This window comes from Actinoplanes sp. CA-051413 (assembly GCF_050955795.1).
GTDB lineage: Bacteria > Actinomycetota > Actinomycetes > Mycobacteriales > Micromonosporaceae > Actinoplanes.
In genome coordinates, this window is sequence record NZ_CP192100.1 from 97,108 (window position 1) to 109,638 (window position 12,531).

Below are 12,531 nucleotides of genomic sequence, written 5' to 3' on the forward strand. Positions count from 1 at the left end.
GGTGACCGTCGCCAACCGTACCGGGCGTCGCGGGCGGAAGAAATCCCGGTGTACGCCGTGGAGAGCGTGGCGGTGCGTCGTAAATCACGAAGGAGGGCGACCTTTAGTGGTCAATTGCCCTTTTTGGAACGACGGCGGCCCGCTCGGAGAACCGGGCGGGCCGTCGGGTGCCGTGTTGCTCAGCAGGTGATCAGTACATGCGCTGCTGGCTGAGGATCGCGATCTCGTCCCGCATCGACTGCGTCGGCGCCGACTTCCACGCGCGGTCGATCGCGCGGGCGTTGCGCTTGGCGATGCGGCGGTTGCGGATGCGCTCGATGGTGCTCATGCGGTGCTCACTCCCTTGGGCCATTGCTGGCCTCGTTGCTGTGGTGCCGTGTTCCGGCGCTGGTTCCATTGAACCGCGCCGGAACACGTACCGCCAACGATTTGAGGGGTGATCCCGCTTACCTGCCTAAGGATCGAAGGCTGGGAAATCCGGCTGCCGACGAAACTCAGGTCCAGGAGAGCATTGCCGCCTCTGGATCCTCCAGGAAACCGCCGATGTCGCGGAGGAACTTCGAGCCCAGTTCGCCGTCGATGATCCGGTGGTCGAAGGAGAGCCCGAGGGTGGTGACCTGGCGAATCTTGATCTTTCCCTTGTGGACCCACGGCGTCGGCCGGATCGCACCGAAGGCCAGGATGGCTGCCTCGCCCGGCGGCAGGATCGGCGTTCCCGTGTCGATGCCGAAGACACCCACGTTGGTGATCGAGAACGTTCCGCCGGACATGTCGGACGGCGGGGTCTTGCCCGACTTGGCCGTTTGCACGAGGGCAGTCAGGGTGTCCGCCAGCTCACGCAGGGTCAGCTGGCCCGCGTCCTTGATGTTCGGCACGATCAGGCCGCGCGGGGTCGCGGCCGCGATGCCCAGGTTGACGTAGTCCTTGACGACGATCTCGTTCGTCGCCGCGGACCAGGTCGAGTTGACCATCGGGTGCCGCTTGACCGCCAGCAGCACGGCCTTGGCCACGAACAGCAGCGGGGAGATCCGCACGTCACGGAACTCCGGCCGGGCCTTGAGCCGCTCCAGCGACTTCATCGTCCTGGTTACGTCCACGGTCAGGAACTCGGTCACGTGCGGCGCGGTGAACGCCGACGCGACCATGTTCTCGGCCGTCAGCTTGCGGACGCCCTTGATCGGGATGCGCTGCTCCCGCGAGGCGTCGAACACCGCGGCCGACGCGGGCGCCGGCTGGGTGACGAGCGACTCAGTGACGTCCGTCTCTGCAAGCGCCGAAGCGGGCGCCGACGGGGCCGCTGCCGCCTGCTGGACGTCGTCGCGGGTGATCGAGCCGAGCGGGCCCGTGCCGGCGATCGTGGTCAGGTCGACCCCGAGATCGCGGGCGAGCTTGCGCACCGGCGGCTTGGCGAGCACCGGCCCGGCGGGCCGGGCTGTCACGCCCGCGGCCGGCTGAGCCGGTGCCACGGGAGCGGGTGTGACGGAAGCCGGTGTGACGGGAGCTGGTGTCACGGGAGCGGGCTGGGGCGGTGCGGGTGCTGCGGCCGCTGGGGGCTGGGAGGTAGCCGGGGTCGGCTGGGCCACGGGCGTAGGTGCAGCTGCCGGAGGTGAGGCGGGCGGTGCTGCGGTTGTCGACGCTGTGGGCGTACCGATGCGGGGTCGGCGTTTGGCAGTTGCGGTTTTCGGGCCGTAACCGACCAGCACGGCCGTGCGGCCGCCCGGAGCCGGGCCACCGATCATGCCCGGCTCGACCGAGCCCTCCTCGGGGGCGATCTCGACCGCCGCCAGTGACTCCGCGGAGGGCACCGGGCCGGCGCCCGGATCGGTGTCGATCGAGATGATCGGCGCACCCACCTCGACCGTCGTGCCGGCCTCGTGGAAGATCTGCGTGACGACCCCGCCCCACTTGGCCGGGATCTCCACGGCCGCCTTGGCCGTCTCCACCTCGACGATCGGCTGGTTCAGCTCGATCGTGTCGCCGACCTTGACCAGCCAGGCGAGGATCTCGCCCTCGGTCAGGCCCTCGCCCAGGTCGGGCAGCGTGAACTCCTTGATCCGGGACATCGGCGTCACCAGCCGAACGAACGGTCGACGGCGTCCAGCACCCGGTCCAGGTCGGGCAGGTACTCCTCCTCGACGCGGGCGGCCGGGTAGGGCACGTCGAAGCCCGTCACCCGCAGCACCGGCGCCTCCAGGGAGTAGAAGCACTCCTCGGTGATCCGGGCGGCGATCTCGGCGCCGAGGCCGAGGTTGCCGGGGGCCTCGTGCACGACCACGGCCCGGCCGGTCCGCCGGACGGACTCGAAGACCGGGCCCAGGTCCAGCGGGGAGAGCGTGCGCAGGTCGACGACCTCCAGATTGCGGCCGTCCTCGGCCGCGGCCTGCGCCGCGTCCAGGGCGGTACGGACCATCGGCCCGTACGCGATCACAGTGGCGTCCGAACCGTCACGCACGACCCGCGACGCGTGCAGCGGGAAGTCGCTGGGCGCGTCGAGGTCGACCACGCCCTTCTCCCAGTAGCGGCGCTTCGGCTCGAAGAACACGATCGGGTCGTCGGAGATGATCGACTGCTGGATCATCGCGTACGCGTCGGCCGGGTTCGAGCAGGTCACGACCTTGAGGCCGGGGGTGTGCGCGAAGTACGCCTCGGGCGACTCGGAGTGGTGCTCGACCGCGCCGATGCCACCGCCGTACGGGATCCGGATGACGATCGGCACCCGCACCTTGCCCAGCGACCGGTAGTACATCTTCGCCACCTGGGCGACGATCTGGTTGTACGCCGGGAAGACGAACCCGTCGAACTGGATCTCGCAGACCGGCCGGTAGCCGCGGATGGCCAGGCCGACCGCGGTGCCGATGATGCCGGCCTCGGCCAGCGGGGTGTCGATGACCCGGTCCTCGCCGAAGTCCTTCTGCAGGCCGTCGGTGATCCGGAAGACGCCGCCGAGCTTGCCGACGTCCTCGCCCATGATGACGACTTTGGGGTCGTTCTCGAGCGCGCGGCGGAGGCCGTGGTTCAGGGCCTTGCCAAGGGTGATCGTCTCGCTCATCAGTGGGTGCTCCCCTCGAACGAGGCCTCGTAGGCGGCGAACTGCGCGCGCTGCTGGTCGAGCTCGGGCGAGCCGTTCGGGTAGACGTGGTCGAACATGGTGACCGGTTGCGGGTCGGGCATGGCCAGCACCCGCTCGCGCAGGTCGAGGGCCAGCTTGCGGGCCGACTCGTCGACCTCGGCGAAGAACGTGTCGTCGGCGACCTGCTGCTTGGTCAGGAACGCCTTGAGCCGGCTGATCGGGTCCTTGACCTTCCAGGACTCGACCTCGCTGGCGATGCGGTAGCGGGTCGGGTCGTCCGAGCTGGTGTGCGCACCCATCCGGTACGTGTACGCCTCGATGAGCGTCGGGCCCTGACCGTTGCGGGCCTGGTCGAGCGCCGCCCGGGTCACCGCGAACGTGGCCAGCACGTCGTTGCCGTCGATCCGGACACCGGGGAAGCCGAAGCCGGCCGCGCGCCGGTACAGCGGGATGCGGGTCTGCCGCTCGAGCGGCTCGGAGATGGCGTACTGGTTGTTCTGGCAGAAGAACACCATCGGCGCGTGGAAGACGCCGGCCCAGACGAACGCCTCGTTGACCTCGCCCTGGCTGGTGGCGCCGTCGCCGAAGTACGCGATGACGGCCTCCCCGTCCGGAGTGCCGGTCTTGCCGTCCATGGTGACGCCCATGGCGTAGCCGGTGGCGTGCAGCGTCTGCGAGCCGATCACGATCGTGTAGCCGTTGAACTTGTACTTGTTCGCGTCCCAGCCGCCCTGGTCGACGCCCCGGAACAGGCCGAACGGCATGATCGGGTCGATGCCGCGGGTGTAGAGCACGCCGTGCTCGCGGTAGGTCGGGAACGCCATGTCCTGCGGGCGCAGGGCCCGGCCGGAGCCCACCTGGGCGGCCTCCTGGCCCAGCAGGCTGGCCCAGATCCCCAGCTCACCCTGCCGCTGCAGGGCGGTCGCCTCGGCGTCCAGACGGCGGACCGTCACGAGGTCCTGGTACAGCTCTCGGTACTCGCTGTCGGTGAAGTCGACCGAGTAGGTAACGCCCTCCGCCGTGGTGACGCTGTCGATGCGCTCACCGTCGGGCGTCAGTAGCTGAACGAAGCCGCCGGCCGGAGCGTCTGCCCCGACTTCGCTTTCGCCGTTCGCCATCCGTGTCTCCCTGTTTCATCTCTGCGCCCACGGCGGGTGTTGCCCGTCCGCGCGGCTGACCGCTGGGGTTCGCCGCGCCTGGCCCGGGTGAGGTTGCCGCGCGGCTGGTCGGCGGGATCACAGACCCCGCCGGGGAGTGACGGCTCCCACCGCGTCCCGCTGCTTGGTCCAGCCGCGACGGCGGCGGTGCCGTCGCCCCCATCCTCGCAGAGAACGTGAGTGGCGCCACAGGTCAGGTCGATCACAGATCCGAAATCTTGCGGAGTCATTCGTGCCCGTGTTTGTCCGGTTAAGTGGTTTTCGTGCCATCACTTCTGTCGGAACGGACAACTTTCACCGCTGCCCGAACGGCCATGCGTCGTTCACCCCGATAGTCGAGACAGATCCAAGTTGATCTTTACGCAGGGGGTGCTGGCCGTGCCGGAGCAACCGGACGACGACGGGCTCGTGCCGCCGATCAAGGTGATGCGCAAGCGGCTCAACGGCGTCTACAGCGCCGAGGGCTTCTCCGGCCCGACCCGGCGCTACGTGCTCATCGTGGCAATGCTGGTCGGGCTCGCGTCGCTGCCCACCCTGGCGGCGATCACCGCCGGCTCCCGCGAACTCGACGACGACCGGACCGGCGCGATGGACGTCCCGTTCATCCCGCCGGCATCGACCGGGCCGGTCCGGCCGGCGCCGACGGCTTCGGCGGGCACCGGTTCGCCGAGCGGCTCCGGCCCGGTGCAGGGCCAGGCTCAGAGGCGCAAGACCAAGCCGCGGCCGGCCGCGCCGATCAAAACCAGCAAGGGGTACGGCCAGAGCACGCGCAACGGGTCCTCGGCGGCGCCGGCGCGTGGCTCGAATTCCTTTGGATCTTCCAGTCCTTCGGGTGATCGTGGGGAGTCCTGGCGGCCTGGGTCGTCGGGGTCAGGCTCGGGTTCCGGGTCCGGCTCCGGTTCGTCCGGGTCTGGCTCGTCCGGGTCTGGCTCGTCCGGGTCTGGCTCGTCCGGGTCCGGCTCCGGCTCGTCCGGCTCCGGCTCGTCCGGCTCGGGCTCGTCCGGCTCGTCCGGTGGCGGGAAGCCGGCTCCGGTTCGTCCGCCTGTGCTGCCGTCGGTGCCGGTCAGGCCGCAGCAGCCGGGGGACTCGGACGGCTCGTCGGGTGGGGAGACGCCGGATCCGCCGCAGAAGCCGGTTCGGCCGCCTTGGTGCTGGGATCGGACGGACTGCTCTTGGCGGCCTTCGCACCACCAGCGCCCTGATCGGCCGCATCACCACGATCACGCGGATCAGCAGGACGACCCGGACCGGCCGCACGACCGGGACGACTCAGATCAGGCCGGCGACCGGGACGACTCCGACCGGGGCCGTGATCAGGACGACTCCGACCGGGGGCGTGATCAGGACGACTCGGACCAGGGGCGTGATCAGGACGACGCTGATCGGGCGGGCGACCGGGATGACTTCGGCCGGGCGCGTGATCGGGCTTGTGACGACGACCGCCGCGGGTCCGCTGACCGCGGTCGGTCCGGCGACCGCCGCAAGTCATCCGACCGCAGCGAGTCCGCCGACCGCCGTCAGTTCGCCGACCGCCGTCGGTCCGCCGATCGCGAGGGCGCCGGTCGCCGGATCACCGTCCACATCGAAGCAGCGCGTGGTCGCGACGACTCCCGGGCTGCCAGCGACGGTGACAACGACCGGGCGGCCGACGACGAAGGCCGAACCGGCCGGACGGCCGCTCACCGTGACAAGGGCGGCCGGGCAACCGACCGCCACGAGCGCACCCGCCGGTCAAAGGGCCACGACAAGCGCTCGTCGACCGAGCAAGAACAGCTCATCCGTTCCATCAGCAGCCGGACGGCCGAGGCCGCCGGATCCGACTCCCGCCGGAGGTCAGAAGTGACCGAACGCCCGCAGAACGTCCGGCCCGCCCGCACGGCGGACCGCACCCACAACAGTCACCGCTACCAGCCGTCCGCCGCCGACCGTGGCGAAGGCGGCACCCAGACCACAACCGCGACCCGCGCCTACCGCGGCTCCCACCGCTCCGAACGCATGCACCGCGTCGACGACCGCACGGGCGCGCACCACCGCAGCTCCCGGGTGGGCCGTCACCACCTGGAGCAGCAGCAGGAGAACCAGGACCACCAGCAGAACGGCTGGTGAAAGGCCCGCCCTCACCCGGCGACGTGGAGGTTCGCCGGGCGAGGCGGGCCGAACAGCGGCTACTGCGGGTCGATCCGCATCATGCGGGCCCGGCGGGCGATCAGCTGCGGCAGGTCGACGCGGATCGGCCACGGCGTACGGGTCTCGAAGACCTCGGTCGTGTAGTGCGTGGCGAAGGCATACTGTCCGGCCTGCTCGTCCAGGACCAGCTCGGCCAGGGAGATGGTCGGCTTGTCGGCGTCCGGGACGATGATCCCGTAGGCGGGCACGCCGGCCCGGGCGTAGAGCGCCCGCTTGGTTTCGGTGTCCCGCAGCACCGACGTGGGAGAGACGACCTCGACCACGAGTTGCGCCCCTTCAATGGGGAACGGCGACTGCTGCAGATAATCGGCCGGCGCGACGATGACATCTGGTCTGGGCTCGTTGTGATCGTCGATGGTGGCCGACTGATCGGTCCCGATGACGAACTCGTTCGACGGGTTCGAGTCCCACAGGATGTTCGCTATCCACCTAGCGACGGTGTTGTGATCGATGGTCGTGGCGGGCGAAACGATGAGGCTGCCGTCGATCAGCTCCCAACGTCGCCGATTGTCGTGCAGTGCATGCAGATCCGCCGTTGTGTAGCCATAGATGTCAGGTCGGCCTAATCCCGACAACGCTGCTGTCATCCCAGCGCCCTGATCAGGAGTCGTCGGTGAGGCGGTGGCGGTTGGTTTCGATCCAGGCGTCGATGGCTTCCGCGTCGTTCGGGTCGACGCCTTCCGAGATCAGCTGCGCCACCGCCGCCGTTGCCGGGCTGCGCTTCTCTCCTGTTGCGTACAGGCGGGCGAACTCCGGGATCATTTCCTCGACCACCGTGTCCGTCTGCTCCGCCGCTGCCGCCGGGAGGCCGCGCTTGCGGGTTGCGTACGCCGACCAGGCCCGGGTCACCCGGGGGAGCATCGCCGCGTCGTCCATGTCGAGGACTGCGCGCCGGTGCACCCAGTCGAGCAGGAACAGGCCGGCCACCGCCGGGCTCCAGCGCAGCGGGTTCGGCTCCGGGAGGCTGGCCGCGTGGTCCAGCAGCAGACTCAGGCAGAAATGCAGCGACGCCAGCTCGTCGTCGGCTGACACGTCGCCGAGGGCGAAGCGGGCCGCCTCCGGTGAGGACAGGAAGTCGCGGAGCAGGCGTTCGCGGTCCGGGGCGCTCAGCTCGGGCGGCTCGGCCAGGGGCGGGACCGTCGTGGCCGGCAGCAGGGCCAGCCGGGCTGTGGCGAGGGCGCGATCAGTGGCCAGGTTGCCGTCCGCCGGCAGGTCGCTGAGCCCGTCGGTGATCTCCAGGTGCTTGCCGACCTCGCCGCGGAGCCGGCCCGGGTCCTCCTCGCGGAACCAGGTCAGCTCGTCGCCCGCGCACATCTCCCGGACCTGGCCCAGGATGCGTTCGGCCGGGCCGCCGACGAAGACGTCCTTGGTGATGCCGATGTTGTGGTCGACCAGGGCGACGACCGCGTGCTCCGGGCCACCGAGCTCGGCGTCGTCGTAGGCGAAGGTGACCAGATAGGACGTCTGGTCGCCGTACACGTCGCCGTACGCGTAGCAGCCGGTCGGGCGCACCTTGCCGAGCTGTTCCGTCCAGGCCGGGGCCTGGGCGCCGGGGCGCACGGCGGCCGCTCCCTCCGCGTCCGGCACCAGGGCCGCGAAGACCTCGCGGATCGTCGTCGCCGACGCGGTGCGCCGCCGGGTGGTGGCGCCGAGGAACTGGCCGACGAACTCCCGGACCGCCGCGGCGCGGTCGGTGACCGCCACGGCGTACACGCTGCCCAGGAGTGCGGTGCCCAGCATCTCGGCGTCCAGGGCGCAGTCGAGCTTCGCCACGTCGCGGGCCGCGTGCAGGACCGCGTCGTATGGAGTCTGGGGTGCCGCCATGCCGCCGAGCCTACCCGTCCGGGCGCTCGCCGGACCTATTCCGAACGGACGACCGTCAGGGCTTCACGTGCCTGTGCGTACCCGTTCAGCACCTCGCGGACCGGCGCCACGACGTATTCGCGGGCCACCTCGGTGACCGACCCCCGCAGGCGTTGCTCGGCGCGCCGGCCGGCGCGTCTCGCGCCCAGGTTGACGATCGGCCGGATCAGCACAGCCAGCAGGGCACCGAGCAGGAGGCCGCCGAGCAGCAGCAACGTCGGCAGCGGCACATCGCCGACCTTCGGGTTGTCGAACGCGGGCAGGCCCAGGACACGGACGGCGTACCCGGCGATCAGCCAGCCGAGGCCGACCACCGCCGCGATGGTGAACAGCCATTGCAGCAGGCCGACCACGGTCCACCAGATCGGCTTGCGGCTCATCCCGAGGTCGGTCCTGGCCACCGCCCGGTCCAGCGCGTCGGGTAGGTCACCGAGCCGGGACCGGGACGCCGTGCTCAGCGCCGGGGCCCACACCTGCGGGATCGGCGCGGCGGCCCGGGCAGCGACGGCACGGACGGACAGGCCGACCGCCGACTTCTGGGCCGCGTCCGCTTCCGGCAGGGAGGTCCGGGACACCGGAGCCGCCTCGATCGCCGTCTCCGCAGCGTCCGGCTTGTCGGTGGACAGGTGCAGGCGTTTGAGCGGGTCCGGGCGCAGCTTGCGGGCGCCGCGCACCAGCGGCCAGCCGGTGCTGGCGATCGCCCGGTGGCGGTAGGCGCTCGCGGTCGCGGCGGCCACGGCGGGGACGCCGGCGGACGCGGCGAGGGCGTCGCTGAGCTGGCGTACGGTCGCCCGGTCCACCTCGTCCTCGGCGGCCGGCGGGCCGATCGTCGTGGCCAGCTGCTCGGCCACCACATCCAGGTCACCGGCGAGGCGGCGCAGCGCGGCCTGCCGTTCGGCGACCGTCTTCTCCAGGGCCTCGCGCAGCTCGGTCAGCATGCCCGGCTGCTTGGCCGATGTCGCCAGCACCGGTACGCCGTTCAGCCCATCCTCGTCGAGCAGCCGCTTGAGGTCGGTGACGACGATCTCGGTGTCCGACGGGGAGAGCCGGTCCGCCTGGTTCAGCACCACGATGGTGATGTCGCTGTGCTGCTTGAACTGGCGCAGGTAGGCGTTGTGCAGGACGCGGTCGCCGTACTTCTGCGGGTCGACCACCCAGACCACCTGGTCGACCAGGCCGAGCAGCCGGTCCACCTCGAGCCGGTGGCCGCGCTCGACGGAGTCGAAGTCGGGCAGGTCGAGCAGCACCAGCCCGCGCAGGGCGGCCTCGTCGTCGCCGTCGAGGGCGCTCTCCCGGATGAAGCGCTGCCGGGGCAGCACGCCGACCCAGTCGAGCAGCCTGTTCGCCGGCTCGAGCGGACCCCAGACGCAGGCGTGCGCGACACCGGTCGTTGGCCGGCGTACGCCCACCGGCGAGAGCTTGAGCCGGGCCAGGGCGTTGAACAGGCTGGACTTGCCGCTGCCGGTGCTGCCGGCCAGCGCCACCACGGTGTGGTCCTGCGACAGGGCCAGCCGGCTGCCGGCCCGCTCGACCAGGGTGTGCGCGGCGACCAGGTCGTTGTCGGGCAGGTACGGGTCGGTGACCCGCAGGAAACGCTGCAGGGCGTCCAGCCGGGCGACGAGCTGCTCGGCGTCCACCCGGTCGTCGCCGGTCAGCGCGTGCTTGACCCGCTCCACGAGGCTCATGACGGCGACCCGGTCAACGCGACTTCCTCCCTGGACCGCTCCACATCGGCCGCGGCCTGCCGCAGCGTGGCCCCCGGTTGCAGCTCGAGGCCCACGGCTGCGGTGCGGTCCGTGAACCGGGCCGCTTCCGCGTCGAGCAGCACGTTAACGCGTTTGATGAGTTCCTCGCGGGCCCGGGTGGCCAGAGTGCGGATCGCCTGGTCCCCGAAGATCGCTTCCAGCACCTTCTGCGCCGCGACGGTGGTGCCCGCGCCGACGGCCAGCTCGGCGCCGGTCGGGATGAAGGCGGTCGAGGTGAACACCGCGATCATCACGGTCAGGCCGATGCCGTTGACCGCGTACGCCGCGCCGCGGGCCACGACCCGCTTGTCGCCGGCCTCGCTGCGGACCAGCTCGAGCACGAACTGCTGCCAGTCGCGGATCACCCGCTCGGCGCGTTGCGGCAGGTCGGGCGAGGGCTTCTGCAGGCCCGGCTCGAGCAGCGCGACTCCGGCCGGGTGCGCCTGCCAGGCCGCGTACGCCTGCTCGGCCGCGTCCGAAGCGACCCCGCGCAGCAGCAGGGCGAGCTGCGACTCCAGCGCCGCCTGCAGGTTGCGTCCGGGCGCCGGGCGGCCGGTGACCGCCGCGACGATCTTGTCGCGGAGCTGGCCGACCCGCGACTCCAGGGTGCGCAGCAGTTCACCGGTGCCGACGAACTCCTGCCAGCGGGCCAGCACCTCGCCGCGCAACAGCCGGCCGTCCTGCAGGCCGTCCTCCATGGTCCGGCGGGCCGTGCGGTACGCCGCGGTGACCCGCTCGTCCAGGGCCTTCGCGGCGGTCGCCTGCTCGTCGGCGGCCTCGGCCAGCCCGGCCACCGCCGGGCCCAGCGCGGCCAGCGCTCCGTCGAGCGTCTGCTTGACCACGGCCGCCCGCGCGTTGCTGTCGGCCGCGAGCTGCGCGAACCAGTCGTGCAGCGGCCGGGTGACGTCCTCCGGCAGCAGGCCGCTGCCCTCCAGGATGGACTCCGGCAGCACGAAGATCGGCGCGGCGCCCATGTCGCGGTCGGTGAGCATCTCGGCCAGGTGGGCGGAGATCTCGCCGGCCGCCTCGGCCGGCACCCGGTCCAGGACCAGGGCGATCACGGTGCCGCGCAGCCGCGCGGTGGTCAGCAGCTCCCACGGTACGGCGTCAGCGTAGCGAGCCGCCGTCGTGACGAAGAGCCACAAGTCAGCGGCGGCCAGCAGTTGCGCGGCGAGCTGCCGGTTGCGGTCGACCACCGAGTCGATGTCCGGCGCGTCCAGAAAAGCCAGACCAGGACCGAGCGCCGTCGCGGAGACCAGCTGCAGCGTCTGCGGATCCGTCGAGCTCTCCGCGGTACGCGTCAGCCCCGGCAGCAGATCGCCGTTGCGGAACCACGGCGAATCGGACGGATGGCTGACCAGCACCGGCGAACGGGTCGTCGGGCGCAGCACGCCGGCCTTGGTGACGGGCGCCCGGACCAGGCTGTTGACCAGGGTGGACTTGCCGGCGCCGGTGGAGCCGCCGACCACGACCAGCAGCGGCGCGTCGAGCCGCGCGAGGCGCGGCAACAGGTAGTCGTCGAGCTGGGCGACCAGCGCGGCGCCGATCCGCTTGGCCTCCTCGGCGGAGGGCATGACCAGGGGGTACGGGGTCCCGCCGATTGCCGCGCGCAGCTTGGAGAGGGCGACGGCGAGATCCCCGACAGCGGGCGGCGGCTCGACGGGCGGAACGGGCGCGAGCACCGCGGCGAGGTCCTTGGGCCGGGAGCGCGAGATCGGCACATCGTCCTTGACCCCGCCGTCGGCCGGAACCGGCTCGGTGACCGGGGCAGCCTTGTCCTTGCCGGCCGTCTTGTCGACCGCCGGGGATTTGTCGGTGCCGGCCGTTTTGTTGACCCGGGTCGGCTCGTCCTCGGCGGGGGCATCGATCAGGGTGGGCTCTTCGGCGCCGGCCGGGCGGGCGGCGACGGTCGGCTCCTCGTCGGCCGGGCGTGACGTCGGCAGCGCCTCGGTGTCGGCCGCGGGCTCTTCGACCAGGGTCGGCTCGTCGCCGGCGGTCGGCTCCTTGACCAGGGTCGGCTCGTCGCCCGCGTCGGACTTCGCGGCCAGTGTCGACTCGTCGCTGGCGGTCGGCTCCTTGGCCAGAGTCGGCTTTTCGCCGGCGTCCGGCTTCGCGGCCGCCGTCGGCTTGTCGCCGGCAGCGGATTTCGCGGCGAGGACCGGCTCGTCGCCGGCCGGGTTTGTGCGCGGGCGCGGCTCGGTGGCCGCCGCCGGCTCGGCGTCAGCGGCCGCCTCGGGCTCGATGTCGGCTGTGGACTTCTGCTCGGCCGACGGGCCGGATGCGGACGAGCTGGATGCGGGCGAGTTGGATCCGGGTGCGTCGGAATCCGCTTCCACCGCGTCAGTGGACTTCGGCTTGTCGGCCGGCGGGGGCTCGACGGCCTTCCCGCTCTTGGCCGCGGCGCTGGGCTCGGTCGCCGCGGGAGCGCTCTCCGGCGTACCGGGAGGTGCGGTGCCGTCTGGTGTGGTCGGCTCGTCGGGGATCTGCTCCCCGGCCGGCTGCTTTGACT

The 12,531-nt window shown here is 71.6% G+C and carries 9 protein-coding genes; 1 reads left to right on the forward strand and 8 read right to left on the reverse strand.

Annotation, left to right across the window (positions count from 1 at the left end):
• Nucleotides 1-190 precede the first annotated feature (190 nt).
• From ACQP2Y_RS00465 to pdhA, 4 genes are all read right to left on the reverse strand, one after another.
• Nucleotides 191-328 (reverse strand): hypothetical protein, encoded by a 138-nt coding sequence (locus ACQP2Y_RS00465; RefSeq protein WP_433723510.1) that lies wholly within the window; start codon nt 326-328, stop codon nt 191-193.
• 166 nt (nt 329-494) lie between these two features.
• On the reverse strand, nt 495-2,063 hold the full coding sequence (locus ACQP2Y_RS00470; RefSeq protein ID WP_433723512.1) for a dihydrolipoamide acetyltransferase family protein: 1,569 nt from the start codon (nt 2,061-2,063) through the stop codon (nt 495-497).
• A gap of 5 nt (nt 2,064-2,068) precedes the next feature.
• Complete coding sequence (locus ACQP2Y_RS00475) at nt 2,069-3,052, reverse strand: alpha-ketoacid dehydrogenase subunit beta (RefSeq protein WP_433732413.1); 984 nt, start codon at nt 3,050-3,052, stop codon at nt 2,069-2,071.
• On the reverse strand, nt 3,049-4,188 hold the full coding sequence (gene pdhA / locus ACQP2Y_RS00480; RefSeq protein ID WP_433723514.1) for a pyruvate dehydrogenase (acetyl-transferring) E1 component subunit alpha: 1,140 nt from the start codon (nt 4,186-4,188) through the stop codon (nt 3,049-3,051). Before pdhA ends, ACQP2Y_RS00475 begins: the two co-directional genes overlap by 4 nt.
• A gap of 417 nt (nt 4,189-4,605) precedes the next feature.
• On the opposite strand from pdhA, the gene ACQP2Y_RS00485 reads away from it, so the two are divergent.
• Entirely contained in the window at nt 4,606-6,333 is a 1,728-nt protein-coding gene (locus ACQP2Y_RS00485; RefSeq protein WP_433723516.1) for a hypothetical protein, read from the forward strand.
• Between the two features lie 59 nt (nt 6,334-6,392).
• Here the strand turns inward: ACQP2Y_RS00485 and ACQP2Y_RS00490 are convergent, their stop codons facing one another.
• The 4 genes from ACQP2Y_RS00490 to ACQP2Y_RS00505 are packed head-to-tail and all read right to left on the reverse strand — an operon-like array spanning nt 6,393 to nt 11,704.
• Nucleotides 6,393-7,001, reverse strand: a complete 609-nt coding sequence (locus tag ACQP2Y_RS00490; RefSeq protein ID WP_433723518.1) for a Uma2 family endonuclease — start codon at nt 6,999-7,001, stop codon at nt 6,393-6,395.
• 13 nt (nt 7,002-7,014) lie between these two features.
• A complete protein-coding gene (locus ACQP2Y_RS00495) occupies nt 7,015-8,238 on the reverse strand; it encodes a hypothetical protein (RefSeq protein ID WP_433723520.1) in 1,224 nt (407 codons plus the stop codon).
• A gap of 35 nt (nt 8,239-8,273) precedes the next feature.
• Entirely contained in the window at nt 8,274-9,962 is a 1,689-nt protein-coding gene (locus ACQP2Y_RS00500) for a GTPase family protein (RefSeq protein WP_433723522.1), read from the reverse strand.
• Nucleotides 9,959-11,704 carry an ABC transporter gene (locus tag ACQP2Y_RS00505; RefSeq protein WP_433732415.1) on the reverse strand — a complete coding sequence of 582 codons (1,746 nt, stop codon included), beginning with the start codon at nt 11,702-11,704 and terminating at the stop codon, nt 9,959-9,961. Before ACQP2Y_RS00505 ends, ACQP2Y_RS00500 begins: the two co-directional genes overlap by 4 nt.
• Between the last annotated feature and the right edge of the window lie 827 nt (nt 11,705-12,531).